Source organism: Halopenitus malekzadehii, from assembly GCF_900108505.1.
Taxonomy (GTDB): Archaea; Halobacteriota; Halobacteria; order Halobacteriales; family Haloferacaceae; genus Halopenitus; species Halopenitus malekzadehii.
In genome coordinates, this window is sequence record NZ_FNWU01000005.1 from 14,274 (window position 1) to 34,014 (window position 19,741).

Here is a 19,741-nt window from a genome sequence, read left to right on the forward strand (position 1 = left end):
GTCGGCTGGGTAACGTGTTTATGCCTCCGCATCCAACCGGAGCTATGACGAATCGAACTGCCGTTCCTCTCCTCCGCTACCGACCCGCCCCTCCACGGCGCGTTCGCTCGACGACCGGTCCTGCCCGCACGCCGCACCGACACGCTTCGACCCTCGATCGATGAGGCGGTCGCGACTGCTCCCCGGCCTCCTCGTCCTCGCCGTGCTCGGCGCCGCAGTCGGGATCGCCGCCCAGCCGGCCGCGGCCGACGACCCGAACGTCCGGATCGACGACGTGACGGTCTCGCCGGCAAGTCCGACGACCGACGAGACCGTCACGCTCGACGTCGTGATCGAGAACCTCGAGTCGAGCACGAGCGCCGTCGACGTCACGTCGGTCAACGTGCGCACGTCCGGCGGCGTCGAGACGCACGGCCGCATCGAGAACGTCGGATCCCTCGGTCCCGGCGGGTCGGTCACGGTCCCGCTGTCGGCCACCTTCGAGGAGCCGGGCGACCGGCTGGTGACGGTCTACGTCACCGTCCGCGGCCCGAACGGAGCCCAGGAATCCTACCAGTACCCCGTCTCGATCGAGGTCGAGGAGCCGGTCACCACCGCGGACCTGACCGCGACGACCGCGGCCGACGGCGACGCCGCTACGGTCACGTTCGCCAACTACGGGAACACGAACGCCAGCGAGATCGCGATGACCGCGACCGTCGACGACGAGGTCGTCGACCGCCGATACATCGCCGACGTCGCGCCCGACGGAAACGGTAGCACCGACGTCGATCTCTCGGGCGTGCAAAGCGACGCGGTCACGTTCACTGCGACCTACACCGCCGCCGACGCCGAGCACTCGGTCTCCCGCACCGTCGAACTCGACCGACCGGTCGACGGGGAGGTCCGCCTCACCGGCCTGGAGGTCGTCCCGGCCGGCTCCGGGATCCGGATCCAGGGCGACGCCGCGAACCTGGGCGGCACCGACGCCGAGTCCGTCCTCGTGCGCGTGGGCGAGGCTGACGGGGTGACCCCGGTCGCGCCCGCCCGGGAGTACTTCGTCGGCGGGATCGAGGCCAGCGAGTTCGCCACCTTCGAGCTGACCGCGAGCCTCGACGGCGGCGTCGAGTCGGTCCCGGTCGAGATCTCCTACCTCGTCGACGGCGACCGCGTGACCACGACCCAGCAGGTCGCCGTCGACGGCGGCGCGGGCGCGACCGGCGGGACGAATGCGGCCGGCGATGGAGCCGGGAGCGCTGGCAATGGTGCCGGAACCGGATCCGGCGGGGGCGGCCCGCTCGGCGGGCTCGGCGGCGTGGCGATCGGCGCGATCGTCGGCCTCGCCGTGATCGTCGCGGGCGTCCTCGTTCGCCGACGCCGCCGATGAGCGTCATCGTCCTGGAGTCCGTGACGAAGCGCTACGAGAGCGGGGCCGAGACGGTCGTGGCGCTCGACGCCGTCGACTTCCACGCCGACCGCGGCGAGATGGTCTCGATCATCGGCCCCTCGGGGTCGGGCAAGAGCACGATGCTCAACATGATCGGGCTGCTCGACACGCCGACGAGCGGGACGGTCCGGATCGACGACCGCGTCGTGAGCGACTTCTCCGAGGCCGACCTCACCGAGGAGCGCCGGTCCGGGATCGGCTTCGTCTTCCAGGACTTCCACCTGCTGCCGATGCTGACCGCCGTCGAGAACGTCGAACTCCCGTCGATGTGGGACACGTCGGTCGACCGGCGCGACCGGGCGGTCGACCTTCTGCGCCGCGTCGGGCTCGGCGACCGGCTCACGCACACGCCCGACGAGCTGTCGGGCGGGCAGCGCCAGCGCGTCGCGATCGCCCGGGCGCTGATCAACGAACCCGACATCGTGCTGGCCGACGAGCCGACCGGCAACCTCGACCGGGACACCGGGGCGACGATCCTCGACGAGCTCACCCGGTTCACCGACGAGGAGGACGTCGCCGTCGTCTCGGTGACCCACGACGAACAGCTGGTCGAGTACGCCGATCGGGTGGTCGAGCTGATCGACGGGGTGATTCAGGGATGACCGACCGAGTGCTCGACCTGACCGATCGGGTGATCCAGGAATGATCCCCGGCGACCTCCTGACCCGGTTCCCGAGCGTTCTGATGGCGTGGCGGAACCTCGGCCGGAACCGGATGCGGACCGCGCTCGCAGCCCTCGGAATCTTGATCGGCGTCGTCGCGATCGCGTCGCTCGGGATCGCGGGGGTGGCGATCCAGACCCAGGCGAACGCCGACCTCGGCAGCCTCACGAACCAGGTGACCGTCTCCAGCGGTCAGGACAGCCCGACCGACGGCGTCACCGACGACCAGGTGACCCGGATCGAGCGGGTCGTCACCGACGCGCGGGTGGTGCCCCAGAAGACGAACACCACGACGATCGAGTCGCGGGAGGGCGAGGCCTTCGTGGCCGTCACGGGGCTGACCGCGGCCGACGCGCTGTACAACGCGTCCGTGGGTGAGGCGCCGTCCCGGCTCCAGTCCGGCGCGTTGGTGAGCGCCGAGACGGCTCGAGAGTTGGGTCTCGAACTCGGTGACCCGGTCGAGTACGAGGGCCGCCTCTACCGGATCCGGGGGCTGATCGAGGCCGAGGGTGGCTTCGGCGGCGGGGGGAACGAGCTCGTGATCCCGATCTCGGGGCTCTCGGACCAGCAGCACTACGACACCGTGACGATCGTCGCCGCCGACGGCGAGGCGGCGTCCGGGATCGCCGACCGGCTCGAGGCCGAGTTCAACGACGGCGAGGACGAGGAACTGAGCGTCACCAGCTTCGCGAGCGCCCAGGAGAACATCGACTCCTTCCTGAACACGTTGAACCTCGCGCTGTTGGGTATCGGCTCGATCTCGCTGGTCGTCGCCAGCGTCGCGATCCTCAACGTGATGTTGATGTCCACGATCGAGCGCCGCGGAGAGATCGGCGTCCTGCGCGCGGTCGGGATCCGGCGGGGGGAAGTCCTCCGGATGATCCTCACCGAGGCCGCCTTCATCGGCGTGATCGGCGGCCTGCTCGGCGCGATCGTCTCCCTCGGGGTCGGGCTCGTGCTGTTCGACGTCGTCGCCGGCGACCCCCTGCTGGTCCTGCGGTGGGACAGCGTCCGATACCTCGTCGCCGGGTTCGCGTTCGCCGTCGTCGCCAGCGTCCTCAGCGGGCTCTACCCCGCCTGGAAGGCGGCCACCGATCGCCCCGTCGAGGCGCTTCGAGGGTGAGACGTCGGACGAGGGGGTTTCGATCGGTCGGAACGCTTTATCACACCGCTCACGGAACACGACTGGAGGACCGTCGGACGTCGTTGAAACCACCGTTCGAGGGACATCGAGAATTATGGACGAAGAAACTGAGATCTATGCCTACGAGCTGTCAACCGACCACGTACACACGAGAGAACTGTTGGCGGTCGTCGCGGATCTGCTTCCTGATGACACTGCTGCGGGACCCGGCCACCACGGCAGCCGTTCGGCCGCGACGATCGACTCGACGTTCATACGCGAGTGTCTGAAGTGCGGCAAGACGATCGAAATCACGGTCTATGAGGACGATACGTACGAGGGCGGCCACTAATTCGGCGAGGTTACCGTGCCGGACGGGGACAGTGACGGGGAATACGAGACGACGGGTGAGTGGAAGGATCACGACGTGGTGAACTGAACCGGCGAAGCGAATTCGTTCGAGTATTGGGAGTGCGACGACTGCTATTGTTCTAGAAACCAATAGTTTTATTATATTGGTCTATGAACCAATAGATGAGGATGGCCTCGCTGATCGACGACGACCTCGATGGCGTGAATGCGGGGCAGAAGTATCCGGACGGGACCGTCGTCCGCGTGTTTTGTATGCGGACGGATCGGGATGCGTACCCATCCGGGTGGGCCTACAAGTTCCACTACGGCGTGACGGAACCGGATCCGCCCCACACGCTTGATGATGGGACGATTCGTCGATATGATAACTCCCACGAGGACACCAAAGGACACTAACTGCACGTCGCACCGGATCCCGACCCAGCAATCATCGAGTTCCCGGGGTGGTAGAACTCTGGGAACGGTTCTGGAGCGAGATCCCGCAATCCGAGTTCGAGGTTCTATGAGGCCATCACACCACGGTGATTCCCTATGAACGACACTACGCCACCGCTGCATCCGATGGAGCGCGAACAGCTTCGGGCCGAATCAATCCTCGTCGTGACCGTGACGTCGTCCGATGCGTTCCACGACGACGTCACCGACGGGATCAAGACACTCGACCGGAGTGATGCGGTGGACTCCCCGCCGACGCTCTCGTTCACCAGCTACGACGACCTTATGGGGACGCTAACGCCGCGCGTCCTCGAGCTCATCGAAGCCATCCGCCGCGAAGAGCCAGCCAGCATCAACGAAACCGCACGAGTCGTTGATCGGGACGTGAAGAACGTCCACGAGGAACTCGGTCGGCTCGCCCAGCTGGGCATCGTCTTCTTCGAGGAAGATGGCCAGCGAAAGCGCCCGGTCGTCTGGTTCGACGAACTCGTGATCGACCTCCCGTTCGATCCGGAGGCCGGCGACACGGCAGCCGCTGCGCCGTGACCTCCTGAGAGTCGGTGGTCCATCGAGACGTCACCATCCGTCTCCAAGCGGACGGCTTCCAAGAAAACGGACGACGAGAAACAGCCGTGCTTAGGCATCGGTGTCGTCGATCTTCTGCTTCAGTTGAAGACAACGGAAAATGGCGAAAAGAGGGGCGTGAGCGCCTTATGCACCGGCCGCGATTTGAACGCGGGTTGCAACCATGGCAAGGTTGCGTGATACCACTACACTACCGGTGCGTGCTTCGCATCTGATCCTAACCCGGGTGATAAATAAAAGCGTTCCGTTCCACACCGCCCACGGTCCGCGCTACCAGCCACCCAGATCGCCCGACTGAATCGCGATCGTCGGTCGGCTGAACCACGATCGTCGGTCGGCTGAACCACGATCGCGGTCGACGGACGGACGACGCCGGACCGACGACGTCTCACAAGCTCATACGCGCGATCAACTAGTAAAGGGCCACTATAGACCGGAACGGGGACCGTCGACGTGTCGTCCGGTCGGCAGCTCGATCCCGCAACGGCGACCGGACTCGTCCGATAGATGATCGGGCGATCGTCCGCACCCACCGACGCGATCGCGGATCCCGTCAACCCCTCTCAACCGGCGTGTGAAACCCACACAGCCGCAAACTCGTACCGCTACCCTTTTACGCCGTGATCGGGAATACGGGATACAGTCTGGTGACGGGACGATCCATGGACGGACTCACGATCTGTGTGCCGTCCTCGATCGTTCGAGAGGCCGAGGACGAACGCGAGGCAACTCGCAAACTCGGTACCGTGGCCCGCGCGGCCGCGGTCTTCTCGGCGACCCGGCTCGTCGTCTTCCCCGATCGGGAAGGCGAACGACGCCGGGGCGGCGGGTTCGTCGAAGCCGTGCTCCGGTACGCCGCGACGCCCCCCGAGCTCCGAACGGATCTCTGGGGACGACGCGACGAGCTGGCGTACGTCGGCGTGCTCCCGCCGCTTCGTGTCCCGTCACGGACCGGCTCGCCCCCCGACGGGGACGAGTCGACAACACAGGGACTCGTGACCGAGGTCGGACCTGACGGCCGCGTCCGGGTCAATTCCCCGCTGGGGGAACACCCGATCTCACTGCTCGTTCCCGACGGGATGTCGGTCGAGCAGGGGGAGCGCGTCACCATCAGGGTCTCTTCGAGAGAACCGGTCCGCGCCCGCATCACCGGGAAGCCGGAGGACGGTTTCCAGGTCGTGAGCGCGGACCTTCCGGACGTCCTCGCCGCGGGCGAGCTCGCAATCGCGACGTCACGACACGGGGAGGCGCTCTCCGTGTCGCGGCTCGCCGAACTCGCCCCGACGGTGCACGGCGCCGACGATGTCGTCGTCGCCTTCGGCGCACCCGGCAGAGGGCTTCCGGAGATCCTCGGGGTCCGCCCCGAGGACGTCACGGCCGCAGCCGGCGGCCCCGTCGAACCCGATCCGGGGTTCGACCTCTGGCTCAATACGATCCCGAACCAGGGAAGCGAGGTGGTGCGAACGGAGGAGGCGATGTTCGCGTCCCTCGCGTCCCTCACACTCACGGAGTAGGAGTAAACACATGCCACAACCAAGCCGACCACGCAAAGGCTCGCTGGGCTTTGGACCGCGCACACGCGCGTCGAGCGAGGTGCCTCGCATCCGCTCGTGGCCCGACGACGACGGAGCGCCAGCGCTCCAAGGGTTCGCCGGCTACAAGGCCGGAATGACCCACGTCGTGATGGTCAACGACGAAGCCAACTCGCCGCGTGAGGGGATGGAGGAATCCGTTCCCGTCACGGTGGTGGAGACGCCGCCGATGTACGCGGTGGCCCTGCGCGCCTATGAAGACACGCCGTACGGCAAGAAGCCGGTGACGGAGGTCTGGACCAGCGAGTTCCACGAGGAACTCGACCGGACCCTCGATCTGCCGGCCGAAGACACGTTCGAGGAGGACGCCGAGGAGCTCGAGGCGCTGCTCGAGTCGGGCGCCGTGGACGACGTTCGCGTCATCACCCACACCGCCCCGGCCGACCTCTCGAACGTCCCGAAGAAGAAACCCGACGTGATGGAGACCCGCGTCGGCGGCGGCTCGATCGACGAGCGCGCCGAGTTCGCCCTCGATCTCGTTTCCGACGGCGGCGCCCACGAGTTCGGCGACGTCTTCCGTGCGGGCGAGTACACCGACGTCTCCGGCGTCACGAAGGGCAAGGGCACCCAGGGCCCCGTCAAGCGCTGGGGCGTCCAGAAGCGGAAGGGCAAACACGCCCGCCAGGGATGGCGCCGACGGATCGGCAACCTCGGTCCGTGGAACCCCTCTCGGGTCCGCTCGACGGTCCCCCAGCAGGGACAGACCGGGTACCACCAGCGCACCGAGCTCAACAAGCGCCTGATCGACTTCGGCGAGGGCGACGAGGCCTCCGTCGACGGCGGCTTCGTCAACCACGGTGAGGTCGACGGGTCGTACGCGCTGATCAAGGGCTCCGTGCCGGGACCGGACAAGCGACTGATCCGGTTCCGCCCGGCCATCCGACCGAACGACCAACCGCGCCTCGACCCCGAGGTCCGGTACGTATCCACCGCATCCAACCAGGGATAACCTATGAAGGCAACAGTACGAGACCTGGACGGCGAGGACGCGGGAAGCGTGGAGCTTCCCGACGTCTTCGAGACCGCGTTCCGCCCGGACCTCATCCGGCGTGCGGTCTCCGTCGCACAGGCCAACCGAAAGCAGGCGTACGGCGCCGACGAGTTCGCCGGGCTTCGAACCCCGGCGGAGTCGCCAGGCTCCGGCCGCGGGATGGCGCACATCCCCCAGGAGAACGGACAGGCACGCCGCGTTCCGAGCGCCGTGTCCGGCCGGCGCGCCCACCCGCCCAAGGCCGAGAAGGACCAGTCGAAGGACCTCAACGACAAGGAACGGCAGCTCGGCATCCGATCGGCCATCGCGGCCACCACGGACGCCGAGATCGTCGCCGAGCGCGGCCACGCGTTCGACGAGGACCTCGAGCTGCCGCTGGTCGTCTCCGACGACTTCGAGGACCTCGAGAAGACCCAGGACGCGCTCGCGTTCCTGGAGGCGGTCGGGGCTGACGCGGACATCGAGCGCGCCGAGGAGGGCCGCTCGGTCCGCGCGGGTCGCGGGAAGACCCGTGGGCGGAAGTACAAACAGCCCAAGTCGCTGCTCGTCGTCACCGCCGAGGAGCCGTCCCGTGCCGCACGGAACCTCGCCGGCGTCGACGTCGCCACCGCGGCGACGGTCAACGCGGAGGACCTCGCGCCCGGAACGCATCCGGGACGACTCACCGTGTGGACCGAAGGCGCCGTCGAGGAGGTGGCCGACCGATGAGCTCGATCATCGAGCACCCGATCGTCACGGAGAAGGCGATGGACGAGATGGACTTCGACAACAAGCTCCAGTTCCTCGTCGACATCGACGCGACGAAGGGCGACGTCCGCGAGTCCATCCAGGACCGCTACGACGTCACGGTCACGAACGTGAACACACAGATAACGCCGAAGGGAACCAAGAAGGCGACGGTGACGCTGTCGGCCGACGACGACGCCACCGAGGTCGCCTCCCGAATCGGGGTGTTCTAGATGGGACGACGAATTCAGGGACAACGACGCGGACGCGGTGGCTCGACGTTCCGAGCTCCCTCGCACCGCTACAAGGCGGAGCTGTCGCACAAACAGAACGAGTCCGACGGCACGATCGCCGGCGAGATCGTCGGCATCGAGCACGACCCGGCCCGCTCGGCCCCCCTCGCGGAGGTCGAGTTCGAGGACGGCGACCGGCGGCTCGTGCTCGCGCCCGAGGGCGTCTCGACCGGCGAGACGATCCAGGTCGGCGTGAGCGCGGAGATCAAACCCGGGAACACGATGCCCCTCGCGGAGATCCCCGAGGGCGTTCCCGTCTGTAACGTCGAGAGCCAGCCGGGTGACGGCGGCAAGTTCGCCCGTGCGTCGGGCGTCTCGGCGACGCTGATGACCCACGACCGCGACGTCGCGGTCGTGCAACTGCCGAGCGGCCAGGTCAAACGACTCAACCCCGAGGCACGCGCCACGATCGGCGTCGTCGCCGGCGGCGGTCGAACGGAGAAGCCGTTCGTGAAGGCCGGAAACAAACATCACAAGATGAAGGCACGCGGGACGAAGTACCCGCGCGTTCGGGGCGTCGCGATGAACGCCGTCGACCACCCGTTCGGTGGCGGCGGCCGCCAGCACCCCGGACAGCCGAAGTCCGTCTCGCGGGACGCTCCGCCGGGACGCAAGGTCGGCGATATCGCGTCCAAACGCACCGGACGCGGGAGTAACAAATGAGCACCGAATACCGCATCGGCCGCGAGGGCGAGGAGTTCGCCTACCGCGGCCACACGCTCGAGGAGCTGCAGGAACTCGATCTCGACGAGGTCGCGGAACTGCTTCCCGCACGCCAGCGGCGAACCATCGAACGAGGACTGGGCACCGAACAGCGCAAGCTGCTCGAGACCGCCCGTGAGCGAACCGAGGAGGGGACGGCGGATAACCCGATCCGGACCCACCTTCGGGACATGCCGATCCTGCCCGAGTTCGTCGGAGTGACCTTCGAGGTCTACACCGGACAGAGCTTCGAGCGCGTCCGGGTCCGGCCGGAGATGATCGGCCACTATCTCGGCGAGTTCCAGCTCACCCGGACGTCGGTCGAACACGGCCAGGCCGGCATCGGCGCGACCCGATCCTCGAAGTTCGTGCCTCTCAAGTAACCTATGGGAATCAACTACAGCATCGAGGCCGACCCGGAGACCACCGCCAAGGGGATGCTCCGCGAGCGGCCGATCAGCCTGAAGCACAGCAAGGCGATCTCCCGCGAGATCAAAGGGAAGACCGTCTCGGAGGCCGAAAGCTACCTGCACGCGGTCATCGACGAGGAGCAGTCAGTTCCGTTCCGCCAGCACAACAGCGGCGTCGGACACCGGTCCGACATCGATGGCTGGGACGCCGGGCGCTACCCGGAGAAGGCCTCGAAGGACTTCCTCAAGCTCATCGAGAACGTCAAGCACAACGCGACCGAGCAGGGCTTCGACGGCGACGAGATGGTCATCACCCACGTCGCACCGCATAAGGTCGGCGAGCGTCCGGGGCGACAGCCCCGCGCGTTCGGCCGTGCCTCGCCGTCGAACACGACGCTCTGTGACGTCGAGCTCATCATCGAGGAGGCCGACGCGGCCGCGGAGGACACCGAATAATGGCAGACGAACACCAATTCATCGAGAACGGCCTCCAGCGGGCCCAGATTGACGAGTTCTTCGCCGACGAGCTCGGACGCGCGGGCTACGGCGGGATGGACATCGCCAAGACGCCGATGGGGACCCAGATCGTCCTGAAGGCGGAAAAGCCCGGGATGGTCATCGGCAAGGGCGGGAAGAACATCCGAAAGATCACCACGACGCTCGAGGAGCGGTTCGACATGGACGACCCGCAGATCGACGTCCAGGAGGTCGACGAGCCGGACCTCAACGCTCGGATCGTCGCCGACCGCCTCGCGAACGCACTCGAGCGCGGCTGGTACTTCCGAAAGGCCGGTCACACGACGATCGACCGGATTATGGAGTCCGGCGCCCTCGGCGCAGAAATCGTCCTGTCCGGGAAGGTCACCGGCGCGCGATCGCGCGTCGAGAAGTTCAACCGCGGCTACATCAAGCACAACGGCGAGCCCGCCGAGAACGTCGTCGACGAGGGGCAGGGCGTCGCCGTGATGAAGCTCGGAACGATCGGCGTGACGGTCAAGATCATCCCGCCGGGAGCCGAGCTGCCCGACGACTTCGGTCTCCGCGAGGACGCCGAGGTTCCCGAAGTCGAACAGACCGTCGAGGAGGAGGGCGTCGAGTCCCTCCTCGAGGAGGACCCCGAGGAGGTTCCGGACGTCGGCGCCGACGAGGACGTCGACGTGCCGACCGGCGGTCCCGAAGACGTCGACGTCGAGGAGGACCTCGACGAGGAGATCGTCGAGGAGGTCATCGAGGAGACACAGGAGACGTCCACCGAGGCGACCGACACCGCACCCGCGGAGCCGGTCGAGACGGCAACGCCCGGCGACGAGGACGTCGACGACCTCGACGAGGACGTCGAGGCGGAAGCCGAGGCGCTCGTCGACGAGATGGAGTCCGCCGATGACGACGACACGGCGGACGCTGACGCCGACGCCGCCGACGGCGAGGAGGAGGCCTGACGATGGCGATCCTCTATCCCGATGAGATCCGCGACATGACCGCTGCCGAACGCGAGGTCGAACTCGAGGATCTCGAGACCGAGCTGCTCAATCTGAAGGCCCAGCAGGCCGCCGGCGGGATGCCCGAGAGTCCGGGCCGCGTCAGCGAGCTGAAGACGACGGTCGCCCGGATCAAGACGATCCAGGGTGAGGAAGGCGACTTCGACGACGAGTAGCGACCCGGCCCAAGACAGCAACACGACCCACACGAAACCATCGACGATGCTCACACCCGACACGCTCACACGACACGAACTCGTCGGCCTCCCGATACGGGTGGCTGACGCCCGCAACGCCGACAGCGTCGGCTGTGCGGGTCGTGTCGTCGACGAGAGCCAGCGAACCCTCAGCGTTCGCACCCCCTCGGGTGACAAGCGCGTTCCCAAGTCCGGAACGACCTTCGAGTTCGCGATCGTCGATCGACCGCGCGTCGGCACCGTCGCCGACGACCGGTCGGCGGTAACTGACGATACGCCCACAGATGAAGCCGCCGGCGGCCGCAAGGCCCCGGGGTCCACGTTCGAACTCGGACCGGATACTGCGGGGGTCCGCCCCCGTCAGTCTCGTCCGTCCGACCCGACCGCAACGGGAGATTCTCCCGATTGCGACGGGGCGGCGAGCCGCTCCCTCGGCGAGTGCGAGGACGTGGTCTACGTTACGGTGGATGGCGACAAACTGCTCTCACGACCCGCCGAACGCACCGAACGAGGTGTCTCAGTATGGCGATAGGAATTGACGTCCCAATGCCTCCGGAACCTGACAACCCGGAGGAGTACGACTACGAGAAGTGTCCGTTCTACGGACAGCTATCCGTTCGTGGCCAGACCCGTGAGGGAACGGTCGTGTCGACGGATATGGCAAAGACCGTCATCGTCGAGCGGGAATACGACGTGTACGTGCCGAAATACGATCGGTACATGAAGCGTCGCTCGCGCATCCCGGCCCACGTGCCGGGCGTGCTCGATTCCCTCTCGGTCGGTGATGAAGTGACGATCGCGGAGACGCGGCCCCTGTCGAAGACGAAATCCCACGTCGTCGTCGAAGTGCTGGACGGTGATGCCTGATGGAGGCGCTGAAAGCCGACGTCACGCAGGGACTCGAGAAGGGCTCGCTCATCACGTGTGCGGACAACACCGGCGCGCGCGAGCTCAAGGTCATCAGCGTGCACGGCTACTCCGGCACGAAGAATCGCCACCCCAAGGCGGGGATCGGCGACAAGGTGACCGTTTCGGTCACGAAGGGAACCCCGGAGATGCGACGGCAGGTGCTTGAAGCGGTGGTCGTTCGCCAGCGAAAGGCGATCCGCCGCCCCAACGGCACCCGTGTCCGCTTTGAGGACAACGCCGCCGTCGTCATCGACGACCTCGAGGAGCCGCGGGGCACGGAGATCAAAGGCCCCATCGCTCGTGAGGTCGCCGAACGCTTCGGCAGCATCGCGTCCACCGCGACGATGATCGTCTAATTATGACGCGACAGCCACGCAAACAACGAAACCAGACGGAGAACGCCCCGCTTCACGAGCGGCAGCGACGGGTTCGGGCGACGTTCACAGACGACCTCCGTGCGGAGTACGACCAGCGGAACGTCCGCGTCAACGCGGGCGACACGGTCGAGATCCTGCGCGGTGACTACGCCGGCGAGACCGGCGAAGTCGTCGACGTCGACCTTCGCGCGGAGACCATCACGGTCGAGGACGTTACCGTCGAGAAGTCCGACGGTGAGGAGGTTCCTCGTCCGCTTCCGGCGAGCAACGTCCGCGTGACGGACCTGAACCTGGAGGACGACCGCCGCGAGGCGCGGCTCCGGGAGGATAACGAATGACGAACCATCAGAAACGACTGGCAGTACCGAACTCCTGGCCGGTCGAACGCAAGACGGACACGTTCACCGTCAAGGCGGGTGCCGGACCACACGGCGAGTCCGGCGTGCCGCTTTTGATCCTGCTGCGGGACGTCCTCGAGTACGTGGACACCCGCAAGGAGGCGCGCTACGCGCTCAACCAGGATTCCGTGTTGGTGAACGGCGACGCCGTCTCCGACGAGGAGCGGCCGATCGGGATGTTCGACATCCTGGCGTTCACCGAACGCGAGGAGTACTATCGCGTCTTCCCCGACGAGGGCGGCCGGCTCGCGCTGACGCCCATCGACGCCGACGCGGCCGATGGCCGCCTCGGCAAGATCGTCGCCAAGACGACCGTGGCTGGGGGCGATTCCCAGCTCACGCTTCACGACGGAACGACGCTGCACGTCGCCGCCGACGAGGCGGGCCAGTACAGCCCGAAGGACTCGATCGTCGTCGACAACGAGTCGAAGGAGATCGTCGCCCACTTCGGCTACGAGGAGGGCGCACTCGTGACCGCCGTTGCCGGCCAGCACGCCGGCCAGATCGGCACGGTCGAGACGATCGACGTGACTCTCGGGTCCGGCGACAACGCCGTCACCGTGGAGACCGACGACGACGCCTACGAGACGGTCGAGGAGTACGTCGTCGTCATCGACGAGAACTTCACCGGAGGTGACGAGGAATGAGCGCCGAGGAGACGATGCGGCAGCCCTCCATCGAGAAGGTCGTCGTCCATATGGGCGTCGGCGAGGGTGGTGAACCGCTCGCGGACGCCGAGGATATCATCGAGGCCGTCACCGGCCAGCAGTCGGTTCGAACGACCGCCAAGAGCACGATCGCGGAGTTCGACATCCGTCAGGGCGATCCGATCGGTACCAAGGTGACGCTCCGCGGCGACGACGCCGAGGAGTTCCTCGAGACGGCGCTTGAACTGACCGATCTCTCGGTCTCGCAGTTCGACGATCGCGGCAATCTGAGCTTCGGAGTCGACGATCACACGGACTTCCCGAGCCAGGAGTACGACCCGAACGTCGGCATCTACGGGATCGACGTCACGGTCACGATCGTTCGACCGGGATACCGTGTCGCCAAGCGGAACACGGTCACGCGCTCGATCCCGTCGTCCCACCAGATGACGGTCGATGACGCGCGCGAGTTCCTCGAGGCGAACTTCGAGGTGGAGGTTGACGAATGAGCGAAACCGAAACAGACGAACTGGAGACGGGCGAGCACGCAGCCAAGCGCACCGACGATCAGGTCGAGTGCCGTCGCTGCAGCCGCAAGCAGGGGCTCGTTGGGAAATACGACATCAACCTCTGCCGGCAGTGTTTCCGCGAGGTCGCCCGAGATATGGGATTCAGGAAGTACAGCTAACGATGGCAGGAAACGATCCACTCTCCGACGCGCTCGCGGGACTCGATAACGCCGAGCGAGTCGGACATCTGTCGTACACGGTAGAGCCCGCCTCAAACGTCATCGGCTCCGTCCTCGAGGTCTTCTACGACCGCGGGTATGTCGACGAGTTCGAGTTCGTCGACGACGGCAAGTCGGGACGCTTCGAGGTCGAACTGAAAGGCGCGATCAACGAATGTGGCGTCGTCAAGCCCCGCTACTCGGCGGGCGCCGACGAGTTCGAGAAGTGGGAGAAGCGGTTCCTCCCCGCCCGCGACTACGGGGCACTCGTCGTGACGACGAGCCACGGCGTGATGAGCCACTACGAGGCCCGCGAACAGGGCATCGGTGGCCAAGTGATCGCATACGTATACTAACCATGAACAGCGTCGAAATCAACATTCCGGACGACGTCTCCGCGGCGATCGATCACCTCGATCTCACCGTCGAGGGCCCGAACGGCAGCGTGACGCGCCGTCTCTGGTTCCCCGACATCGAGGTCTCGATCGAGGACGGCGCGGTCGTCATCGCGTCCGAAAACGAGGACGCGAAGACGAACGCGACCGTGGGTACCTTCGAGAGCCACGTCGCCAATATGATCCACGGCGTGACCGAGGGATGGGAGTACAAGATGGAAGTCTTCTACGCCCACTTCCCGATGCAGGTTACGGTGGAGGGCGACGACGTGGTCATCGAGAACTTCCTCGGTGAGAAGGCTGCCCGACGAACGCCGATCCGCGGCGACACGGACGTACAGGTCGACGGCGAGGAGATCGCGCTCTCCGGCCCCTCCAAGGAGGACGTCGGACAGACCGCCGCCGACATCGAACAGCTAACCCGCGTTTCCGACAAGGACACGCGCGTCTTCCAGGACGGCGTGTACATCGTCGAGAAACCCAAGGCAGGTGGCGTCTAAATGGTAGACGAACTCGAGGACATCAGCGGCGTCGGTCCCTCGAAGGCGGACGCGCTTCGTGAGTCCGGCTACGAGACCGTCGAGGACGTGAAGGCCGCTTCCCAGTCCGAGCTCGCCGAGGTCGACGGCGTCGGTAACGCGCTCGCTGCGCGTATCAAGGCCGACGTCGGCGGACTCGAAGTGGACTCGGAGACGGAAGCCGAGATCGAAGAGGAGACGGACGAGGAGTCGGCCGAGGTGGCCGACGACGAGGACGTCGAGACCGAACTGCGCCCCCGTGGCCACGCCGAGAAGACGCCCGACCTCGACGACGAGACGGCGCGCTCGCTGGCACAGAAACACCGCGAGGGCAAACCGCAGTTCAACCGGCAGGACTACCACAAGAAGAAACGCGTGCCGACGTCCTGGCGGAAACCGCGCGGCGCCCTCTCCAAACAGCGCCGCGGTATGAAGGGGAAAGGCGACACCGTCGAGGCCGGATTCCGGTCCCCGACGGCGGCTCGTGGGCTCCACCCGAGCGGCTTCGAGGAGGTTCGCGTACACAACACGGACGACCTCGAAGGCGTCGACGGCGACACCCAGGCGGTTCGGATCGCCGGCTCGGTCGGCGCGCGCAAGCGTGAACGGATCGAGGAGATCGCCGAGCAGGAGGAGATCCGCGTGCTCAACCCGACCTACGTCGAAGTGGAGGTTGACGAATGACGGATCTGAGCGCACAGAAGCGGCTCGCCGCCGACGAACTCGACGTCGGCAAGGGCCGCGTCTGGTTCGACCCCGACGCACAGGAGGAGATCGCCGACGCGATCACCCGCGAGGACGTTCGCGACCTGATCGAGCAGGGGACGATCCGCGCGACGGACGCCAAGACCAACTCCCGCGGTCGAGCCCGCGAGCGCGACGCGAAGCGCTCGTACGGCCACGGCACCGGTGCCGGCTCCCGCAAAGGGAAATCCGGCGCCCGCAGGAGCGATAAGGACGACTGGATGGCGCGCATCCGCGCACAGCGTGCACGCCTCAAGGAGCTTCGAGACGAGGAAGACGTCCTCGACCCCTCGGAGTACCGAACGCTGTATAACAAAGCCAGTGGCGGCGACTTCGACGACGTCGCTCGGCTCGAGGCGTACATCGAAACGCAGTACGGATACGAGGTGAGCGACTGATGGCAACAGGACCACGATATACGGTGCCGATGCGCCGTCGTCGCGAGGTTCGGACGGATTACCACCAGAGGTTGCGCCTGCTGAAATCGGGCAAGCCTCGCCTGGTCGCCCGGGTGAGCAACGCTCACGTCAGGGCGCAGCTGGTTACCCCCGGACCGAGCGGCGATGAGACCCACGTGGCGGCCTCGAGCGAGGATCTCGATGCGTACGGCTGGGAGGCTCCCACGGGGAACCTTCCGAGCGCGTACCTCACGGGATTCCTCCTCGGCGGCCGCGCCGTCGCGGACGGCTTCGAGGAAGCCGTCCTCGACATCGGTCTCAACACGGCGACGCCCGGCAACAAGGTGTTCGCAGTACAGGAAGGAGCGATCGACGCGGGACTGGAGATTCCCCACAGCGAGAGCGTGCTGGCCGACTGGTCGCGCAACCGCGGCGAGCACATCGCCGAGTACGCCGAGCAGCTTGAGGAGCCGCTCTACAGCGGGGACTTCTCCGCGACCGAACTACCCGAGCACTTCGACGACGTGCTCGCTACGATCCAGGAGGACTATGAGTAGACACAACGACGGCTGGGAACCGCGAACGCGGCTCGGCCGCAAGGTGCAGGAGGGCGAGGTCTCCTCGATGGAGCAGGCGCTGCAGTCCGGGCTCCCGCTCAAGGAACCGGAACTCGTCGATCAGCTCCTCCCGGGGCTGGAAGACGAAGTCCTCGACATCAATATGGTACAGCGAATGACCGACTCGGGCCGCCGCGTGAAGTTCCGGTGTGTGGTCGTTGTGGGCAACCGCGACGGCTACCTCGGGTACGCACAGGCCCGTGACGAACAGGTCGGCGGCGCGATCCAGAAGGCGATCGAGGTCGCAAAGCTGAACATCATCAAGGTCGACCGCGGCTCGGGCTCGTGGGAGGACCAGCCCGGCGGCACGAACTCCCTCACCCGCACGGCGGAGGGGAAGGCCGGCTCGGTCACCGTCGAGATCAAGCCCGCCCCGCAGGGGCTCGGGCTCGCGGCGGCGCCGACGGTTCGACACATCCTCGAGCTCGCCGGCGTGCAGGACGCCTGGACCAGCTCGAACGGGAACACACGGACGACCGTCAACCTCGCGAAGGCGACGTTCAACGCGCTGGAAAACGCGGCCCAGTCGCGAACGCCCCAGCACGCGCGTGAGGTCCACTACGACGAGGTGAGCGAGTGATGCAGGCGATCGTCCAACTGCGTGGCGACGTGAACATGAACGCCGAGGTGGAAGACACTCTCGAGATGCTCAACATCAATCGCGTCAACCACGCCACGTTCATCCCCGAGACCGACACCTACCGCGGGATGATCACCAAGGTCAACGACTACGTCGCGTTCGGCGAGCCGAGCCACGCGGCGGTCGTGGAGACGCTCACGCGCCGTGGCGAGCCCCTCGAGGGCTCTGCGGACATCGACGATGAGTGGGTCGCCGAACACACCGATTACGACGACGTCGCGTCGCTTGCGACCGCGCTCGTCGACGAGGAGACCACGCTACGCGATCAGGGTCTCTCGCCGGCAGTTCGGCTGCACCCGCCCCGCGGTGGCCACGACGGTATCAAACATCCGGTGATCGAGGGCGGCGAGCTCGGTCGACACGCGACCGAGGAGATCGACGCGCTTCTGGAGGCAATGCGATGACCGACAAGAAGAACCGCCAACGCGGGTCCCGAACGCACGGCGGCGGCAGCCACAAGAACCAGCGCGGTGCCGGTCACCGTGGCGGTCGCGGCGCCGCCGGACGGTCGAAACACGAGTTCCACAACTACGAGCCGCTCGGAAAGTACGGCTTCAAACGGCCCGACGGCGCACAGGAGGACATCAGAGAGGTGTCCGTCCAGAAGCTCGACGAGGACGCGGCGCTGTACGTCGCCGACGACGTCGCCGAGGAGGACGGCGAGACGGTCGTGATCGACGCCCGTGACGTCGCCGAGGACGGCTATAGGGCGGACGTCGTCAAGGTCCTCGGCGGCGGCCAGGTTCGCGGTCAGCTCCGCGTGACGGCCGACGCCTTTACCGCCGGCGCACGCGAGCTGATCGAGGAGGCGGGCGGCGAGGCCGTCCTCTCCGACCGCGCCGAGGAAGCCGAATCAGAAGACACATCCGACGCCGAGGACGACGACGCGTAACCATGAGCTGGAAGGACGCCGCCGAACCAGTGCTCACGCGGATGCCGACGGTCCGGCGTCCGGAGGGCCACGTGCCGTTCAAGCGGAAGATCGCGTGGACGGCCGCGATCCTGATGGTGTACTTCTTCCTTACCAACATCAACCCGTTCGGGTTGGCTGCGGGCCAGAGCAGCGACTTCTTCGGCCAGTTCCGGTCGATCCTGGCCGGCGAACACGGATCGCTGCTGCAGGTCGGTATCGGACCGATCGTCACGGCGTCGATCGTCTTACAGCTGCTCGGCGGTGCGAACCTGCTCGGACTGGACACGAACGATCCCCGCGATCAGGTTCTCTATCAGGGCCTCCAGAAACTGCTCGTGATCATCGTGACCGCTATGACGGCGGCGCCGATGGTCTTTACCGGCGGGTTCCTGCCGGTCGATACGGCCGTTGCGAATGCGCTCGGCGTGAGCACGTTCCTCGTCCAGCTGATCATCTTCGCGCAGGTGTTCGTCGGCGGCGTGCTCATCCTGTTTATGGACGAGATCGTCAGCAAGTGGGGCGTCGGCTCCGGCGTCGGGCTGTTCATCATCGCCGCCGTCAGCCAGCAGATCGTCGGAGGATTCTTCAGCTGGTCGGCGCTTGGCCAGGTCGGCTTCTTCGCCGGCTGGTACGGCATCCTCTTTGGTGATCTGACCATCGGGTCGGTTTTCACGCCCGATGGACTCCAGAGCCTGCTGTTCGAGCCCGGAAACCTGCTCGCGCTGTTCACCACGGTGTTCATCTTCGTCGTGGTCGTGTACGCGGAGTCGGTTCGCGTCGAGATCCCGCTCTCACACGCCCGTGTGAAGGGCGCTCGCGGGCGGTTCCCGGTGAAGCTCATCTACGCGTCCGTCCTGCCGATGATCCTCGTTCGTGCGCTGCAGGCGAACGTTCAGTTCCTCGGCCAGATCCTCAACCGGACCTGGCAGGGGATGCCCACATGGCTCGGCATCTACGGGGATCAGGGCCAACCCGTCTCCGGGTTCTTCTACTACGTGAACCCGATCCAACAGCCCCAACAGTGGATGTGGTTCCTCGGCGAGGCGTCCGCGGAACCGTGGATGATCGCGATCCGTATCGCGATCGACCTGACGTTCATGATCGTCGGCGGCGCGATCTTCGCCATCTTCTGGGTGGAAACCACCGGGATGGGCCCGGAGGCGACCGCCAAGCAGATCCAGAACTCCGGGATGCAGATCCCCGGGTTCCGCCGGAATCCACAGGTCGTCGAGAAGGTGATGGAGCGGTACATCCCGCAGGTCACCATCATCGGCGGCGCGCTCGTCGGGCTGCTCGCCGTGATGGCGAACATGCTCGGCACCGTCGGCGGCGTCTCCGGAACCGGGCTGCTGCTTGCGGTCTCGATCACCTACAAGCTCTACGAGGAGATCGCCGAAGAGCAGCTGATGGAGATGCACCCGATGATGCGCCAGATGTTTGGAGAATAGGGACCACAATGTGTCCCC

The 19,741-nt window shown here is 66.3% G+C and carries 30 protein-coding genes, 1 tRNA gene and 1 pseudogene; 31 read left to right on the plus strand and 1 reads right to left on the minus strand.

The features are described from left to right. Positions 1-160: 160 nt before the first annotated feature. From BLW38_RS09580 to BLW38_RS09605, 6 genes and pseudogenes are all read left to right on the plus strand, one after another. Positions 161-1,366: a COG1361 family protein gene (locus BLW38_RS09580; protein WP_092817038.1), complete on the plus strand. Its 1,206-nt coding sequence runs from the start codon at positions 161-163 to the stop codon at positions 1,364-1,366. Continuing rightward, entirely contained in the window at positions 1,363-2,028 is a 666-nt protein-coding gene (locus BLW38_RS09585; protein ID WP_092817039.1) for an ABC transporter ATP-binding protein, read from the plus strand. The genes BLW38_RS09580 and BLW38_RS09585 overlap by 4 nt, the downstream gene beginning before the upstream one ends. A gap of 40 nt (positions 2,029-2,068) precedes the next feature. Next, complete coding sequence (locus BLW38_RS09590; protein ID WP_092817040.1) at positions 2,069-3,211, plus strand: ABC transporter permease; 1,143 nt, start codon at positions 2,069-2,071, stop codon at positions 3,209-3,211. Positions 3,212-3,326: 115 nt separating this feature from the next. Then, the gene (locus BLW38_RS16265; protein WP_177167473.1) at positions 3,327-3,563 is read left to right on the plus strand and encodes a hypothetical protein; all 237 of its coding nucleotides are present in this window, start codon (positions 3,327-3,329) and stop codon (positions 3,561-3,563) included. A gap of 188 nt (positions 3,564-3,751) precedes the next feature. After that, positions 3,752-4,089 (plus strand): annotated as a pseudogene (locus BLW38_RS09600) (toxin-antitoxin system TumE family protein). A gap of 25 nt (positions 4,090-4,114) precedes the next feature. After that, positions 4,115-4,564 (plus strand): HVO_A0114 family putative DNA-binding protein, encoded by a 450-nt coding sequence (locus BLW38_RS09605; protein WP_177167474.1) that lies wholly within the window; start codon positions 4,115-4,117, stop codon positions 4,562-4,564. A 168-nt stretch (positions 4,565-4,732) separates the two neighbouring features. Here BLW38_RS09605 and BLW38_RS09610 read toward each other — a convergent pair. Beyond that, positions 4,733-4,803: transfer RNA gene (locus tag BLW38_RS09610), tRNA-Gly, on the minus strand. Between the two features lie 462 nt (positions 4,804-5,265). On the opposite strand from BLW38_RS09610, the gene BLW38_RS09615 reads away from it, so the two are divergent. Genes BLW38_RS09615 through secY form a run of 25 tightly spaced genes read left to right on the plus strand, consistent with a single transcriptional unit; the run spans position 5,266 to position 19,723 of the window. Next, complete coding sequence (locus BLW38_RS09615) at positions 5,266-6,117, plus strand: putative RNA uridine N3 methyltransferase (RefSeq protein ID WP_092817042.1); 852 nt, start codon at positions 5,266-5,268, stop codon at positions 6,115-6,117. 10 nt (positions 6,118-6,127) lie between these two features. Continuing rightward, on the plus strand, positions 6,128-7,144 hold the full coding sequence (locus BLW38_RS09620; protein ID WP_092817043.1) for a 50S ribosomal protein L3: 1,017 nt from the start codon (positions 6,128-6,130) through the stop codon (positions 7,142-7,144). A gap of 3 nt (positions 7,145-7,147) precedes the next feature. Continuing rightward, positions 7,148-7,894: a 50S ribosomal protein L4 gene (rpl4p, locus tag BLW38_RS09625; protein ID WP_092817044.1), complete on the plus strand. Its 747-nt coding sequence runs from the start codon at positions 7,148-7,150 to the stop codon at positions 7,892-7,894. Then, positions 7,891-8,145, plus strand: coding sequence for a 50S ribosomal protein L23 (locus BLW38_RS09630; RefSeq protein ID WP_092817045.1), 255 nt, complete (start codon positions 7,891-7,893; stop codon positions 8,143-8,145). The genes rpl4p and BLW38_RS09630 overlap by 4 nt, the downstream gene beginning before the upstream one ends. After that, positions 8,146-8,868, plus strand: coding sequence for a 50S ribosomal protein L2 (locus tag BLW38_RS09635; protein WP_092817046.1), 723 nt, complete (start codon positions 8,146-8,148; stop codon positions 8,866-8,868). Then, positions 8,865-9,290 carry a 30S ribosomal protein S19 gene (locus tag BLW38_RS09640; protein WP_092817047.1) on the plus strand — a complete coding sequence of 142 codons (426 nt, stop codon included), beginning with the start codon at positions 8,865-8,867 and terminating at the stop codon, positions 9,288-9,290. Before BLW38_RS09635 ends, BLW38_RS09640 begins: the two co-directional genes overlap by 4 nt. Before the next feature lie 3 nt (positions 9,291-9,293). Beyond that, complete coding sequence (locus tag BLW38_RS09645) at positions 9,294-9,773, plus strand: 50S ribosomal protein L22 (RefSeq protein WP_092817048.1); 480 nt, start codon at positions 9,294-9,296, stop codon at positions 9,771-9,773. Continuing rightward, positions 9,773-10,756, plus strand: a complete 984-nt coding sequence (locus BLW38_RS09650; protein WP_092817049.1) for a 30S ribosomal protein S3 — start codon at positions 9,773-9,775, stop codon at positions 10,754-10,756. Before BLW38_RS09645 ends, BLW38_RS09650 begins: the two co-directional genes overlap by 1 nt. Before the next feature lie 2 nt (positions 10,757-10,758). Next, on the plus strand, positions 10,759-10,971 hold the full coding sequence (rpmC, locus tag BLW38_RS09655; protein WP_092817050.1) for a 50S ribosomal protein L29: 213 nt from the start codon (positions 10,759-10,761) through the stop codon (positions 10,969-10,971). Between the two features lie 46 nt (positions 10,972-11,017). Then, complete coding sequence (locus tag BLW38_RS09660) at positions 11,018-11,524, plus strand: ribonuclease P protein component 1 (protein ID WP_092817051.1); 507 nt, start codon at positions 11,018-11,020, stop codon at positions 11,522-11,524. Continuing rightward, complete coding sequence (locus BLW38_RS09665) at positions 11,515-11,859, plus strand: 30S ribosomal protein S17 (RefSeq protein ID WP_092817052.1); 345 nt, start codon at positions 11,515-11,517, stop codon at positions 11,857-11,859. The genes BLW38_RS09660 and BLW38_RS09665 overlap by 10 nt, the downstream gene beginning before the upstream one ends. Then, entirely contained in the window at positions 11,859-12,257 is a 399-nt protein-coding gene (locus BLW38_RS09670; protein ID WP_092817053.1) for a 50S ribosomal protein L14, read from the plus strand. Before BLW38_RS09665 ends, BLW38_RS09670 begins: the two co-directional genes overlap by 1 nt. Before the next feature lie 2 nt (positions 12,258-12,259). Then, positions 12,260-12,616 carry a 50S ribosomal protein L24 gene (rplX, locus tag BLW38_RS09675; protein WP_092817054.1) on the plus strand — a complete coding sequence of 119 codons (357 nt, stop codon included), beginning with the start codon at positions 12,260-12,262 and terminating at the stop codon, positions 12,614-12,616. Beyond that, positions 12,613-13,323: a 30S ribosomal protein S4e gene (locus BLW38_RS09680; protein ID WP_092817055.1), complete on the plus strand. Its 711-nt coding sequence runs from the start codon at positions 12,613-12,615 to the stop codon at positions 13,321-13,323. Before rplX ends, BLW38_RS09680 begins: the two co-directional genes overlap by 4 nt. Further along, positions 13,320-13,832, plus strand: a complete 513-nt coding sequence (locus BLW38_RS09685; RefSeq protein ID WP_092817056.1) for a 50S ribosomal protein L5 — start codon at positions 13,320-13,322, stop codon at positions 13,830-13,832. Before BLW38_RS09680 ends, BLW38_RS09685 begins: the two co-directional genes overlap by 4 nt. After that, positions 13,829-14,011: a 30S ribosomal protein S14 gene (locus BLW38_RS09690; protein ID WP_092817057.1), complete on the plus strand. Its 183-nt coding sequence runs from the start codon at positions 13,829-13,831 to the stop codon at positions 14,009-14,011. The genes BLW38_RS09685 and BLW38_RS09690 overlap by 4 nt, the downstream gene beginning before the upstream one ends. Before the next feature lie 2 nt (positions 14,012-14,013). Beyond that, positions 14,014-14,406 (plus strand): 30S ribosomal protein S8, encoded by a 393-nt coding sequence (locus BLW38_RS09695; RefSeq protein WP_092817058.1) that lies wholly within the window; start codon positions 14,014-14,016, stop codon positions 14,404-14,406. 2 nt (positions 14,407-14,408) lie between these two features. After that, positions 14,409-14,945: a 50S ribosomal protein L6 gene (locus tag BLW38_RS09700; RefSeq protein ID WP_092817059.1), complete on the plus strand. Its 537-nt coding sequence runs from the start codon at positions 14,409-14,411 to the stop codon at positions 14,943-14,945. Then, on the plus strand, positions 14,946-15,647 hold the full coding sequence (locus BLW38_RS09705) for a 50S ribosomal protein L32e (RefSeq protein WP_092817060.1): 702 nt from the start codon (positions 14,946-14,948) through the stop codon (positions 15,645-15,647). Then, positions 15,644-16,105: a 50S ribosomal protein L19e gene (locus tag BLW38_RS09710; RefSeq protein WP_092817061.1), complete on the plus strand. Its 462-nt coding sequence runs from the start codon at positions 15,644-15,646 to the stop codon at positions 16,103-16,105. Before BLW38_RS09705 ends, BLW38_RS09710 begins: the two co-directional genes overlap by 4 nt. Beyond that, positions 16,105-16,662 (plus strand): 50S ribosomal protein L18, encoded by a 558-nt coding sequence (locus tag BLW38_RS09715; RefSeq protein WP_092817062.1) that lies wholly within the window; start codon positions 16,105-16,107, stop codon positions 16,660-16,662. The genes BLW38_RS09710 and BLW38_RS09715 overlap by 1 nt, the downstream gene beginning before the upstream one ends. Beyond that, entirely contained in the window at positions 16,655-17,302 is a 648-nt protein-coding gene (locus BLW38_RS09720) for a 30S ribosomal protein S5 (RefSeq protein ID WP_092817063.1), read from the plus strand. Before BLW38_RS09715 ends, BLW38_RS09720 begins: the two co-directional genes overlap by 8 nt. Continuing rightward, positions 17,302-17,766: a 50S ribosomal protein L30 gene (gene rpmD, locus BLW38_RS09725; RefSeq protein ID WP_092817064.1), complete on the plus strand. Its 465-nt coding sequence runs from the start codon at positions 17,302-17,304 to the stop codon at positions 17,764-17,766. Before BLW38_RS09720 ends, rpmD begins: the two co-directional genes overlap by 1 nt. After that, complete coding sequence (locus BLW38_RS09730) at positions 17,763-18,254, plus strand: uL15m family ribosomal protein (protein WP_092817065.1); 492 nt, start codon at positions 17,763-17,765, stop codon at positions 18,252-18,254. The genes rpmD and BLW38_RS09730 overlap by 4 nt, the downstream gene beginning before the upstream one ends. A 2-nt stretch (positions 18,255-18,256) precedes the next feature. Further along, positions 18,257-19,723, plus strand: a complete 1,467-nt coding sequence (gene secY / locus BLW38_RS09735; RefSeq protein WP_092817066.1) for a preprotein translocase subunit SecY — start codon at positions 18,257-18,259, stop codon at positions 19,721-19,723. Positions 19,724-19,741 lie beyond the last annotated feature (18 nt).

Coding starts and splice junctions, on each gene's coding strand:
- BLW38_RS09650 (WP_092817049.1), top strand. CDS start 9,773: ATGGCAGACGAACACCAATTCATCGAGAACGGCCTCCAGCGGGCCCAG.
- BLW38_RS09630 (WP_092817045.1), top strand. CDS start 7,891: ATGAGCTCGATCATCGAGCACCCGATCGTCACGGAGAAGGCGATGGAC.
- BLW38_RS09665 (WP_092817052.1), top strand. CDS start 11,515: ATGGCGATAGGAATTGACGTCCCAATGCCTCCGGAACCTGACAACCCG.
- BLW38_RS16265 (WP_177167473.1), top strand. CDS start 3,327: ATGGACGAAGAAACTGAGATCTATGCCTACGAGCTGTCAACCGACCAC.
- BLW38_RS09695 (WP_092817058.1), top strand. CDS start 14,014: ATGGCAGGAAACGATCCACTCTCCGACGCGCTCGCGGGACTCGATAAC.
- BLW38_RS09670 (WP_092817053.1), top strand. CDS start 11,859: ATGGAGGCGCTGAAAGCCGACGTCACGCAGGGACTCGAGAAGGGCTCG.
- BLW38_RS09640 (WP_092817047.1), top strand. CDS start 8,865: ATGAGCACCGAATACCGCATCGGCCGCGAGGGCGAGGAGTTCGCCTAC.
- rpmD (WP_092817064.1), top strand. CDS start 17,302: ATGCAGGCGATCGTCCAACTGCGTGGCGACGTGAACATGAACGCCGAG.
- rplX (WP_092817054.1), top strand. CDS start 12,260: ATGACGCGACAGCCACGCAAACAACGAAACCAGACGGAGAACGCCCCG.
- BLW38_RS09580 (WP_092817038.1), top strand. CDS start 161: ATGAGGCGGTCGCGACTGCTCCCCGGCCTCCTCGTCCTCGCCGTGCTC.
- BLW38_RS09690 (WP_092817057.1), top strand. CDS start 13,829: ATGAGCGAAACCGAAACAGACGAACTGGAGACGGGCGAGCACGCAGCC.
- BLW38_RS09700 (WP_092817059.1), top strand. CDS start 14,409: ATGAACAGCGTCGAAATCAACATTCCGGACGACGTCTCCGCGGCGATC.
- BLW38_RS09720 (WP_092817063.1), top strand. CDS start 16,655: ATGAGTAGACACAACGACGGCTGGGAACCGCGAACGCGGCTCGGCCGC.
- rpl4p (WP_092817044.1), top strand. CDS start 7,148: ATGAAGGCAACAGTACGAGACCTGGACGGCGAGGACGCGGGAAGCGTG.
- BLW38_RS09585 (WP_092817039.1), top strand. CDS start 1,363: ATGAGCGTCATCGTCCTGGAGTCCGTGACGAAGCGCTACGAGAGCGGG.
- secY (WP_092817066.1), top strand. CDS start 18,257: ATGAGCTGGAAGGACGCCGCCGAACCAGTGCTCACGCGGATGCCGACG.
- BLW38_RS09590 (WP_092817040.1), top strand. CDS start 2,069: ATGATCCCCGGCGACCTCCTGACCCGGTTCCCGAGCGTTCTGATGGCG.
- BLW38_RS09715 (WP_092817062.1), top strand. CDS start 16,105: ATGGCAACAGGACCACGATATACGGTGCCGATGCGCCGTCGTCGCGAG.
- rpmC (WP_092817050.1), top strand. CDS start 10,759: ATGGCGATCCTCTATCCCGATGAGATCCGCGACATGACCGCTGCCGAA.
- BLW38_RS09660 (WP_092817051.1), top strand. CDS start 11,018: ATGCTCACACCCGACACGCTCACACGACACGAACTCGTCGGCCTCCCG.
- BLW38_RS09615 (WP_092817042.1), top strand. CDS start 5,266: ATGGACGGACTCACGATCTGTGTGCCGTCCTCGATCGTTCGAGAGGCC.
- BLW38_RS09710 (WP_092817061.1), top strand. CDS start 15,644: ATGACGGATCTGAGCGCACAGAAGCGGCTCGCCGCCGACGAACTCGAC.
- BLW38_RS09645 (WP_092817048.1), top strand. CDS start 9,294: ATGGGAATCAACTACAGCATCGAGGCCGACCCGGAGACCACCGCCAAG.
- BLW38_RS09680 (WP_092817055.1), top strand. CDS start 12,613: ATGACGAACCATCAGAAACGACTGGCAGTACCGAACTCCTGGCCGGTC.
- BLW38_RS09705 (WP_092817060.1), top strand. CDS start 14,946: ATGGTAGACGAACTCGAGGACATCAGCGGCGTCGGTCCCTCGAAGGCG.
- BLW38_RS09685 (WP_092817056.1), top strand. CDS start 13,320: ATGAGCGCCGAGGAGACGATGCGGCAGCCCTCCATCGAGAAGGTCGTC.
- BLW38_RS09620 (WP_092817043.1), top strand. CDS start 6,128: ATGCCACAACCAAGCCGACCACGCAAAGGCTCGCTGGGCTTTGGACCG.
- BLW38_RS09730 (WP_092817065.1), top strand. CDS start 17,763: ATGACCGACAAGAAGAACCGCCAACGCGGGTCCCGAACGCACGGCGGC.
- BLW38_RS09635 (WP_092817046.1), top strand. CDS start 8,146: ATGGGACGACGAATTCAGGGACAACGACGCGGACGCGGTGGCTCGACG.
- BLW38_RS09605 (WP_177167474.1), top strand. CDS start 4,115: ATGAACGACACTACGCCACCGCTGCATCCGATGGAGCGCGAACAGCTT.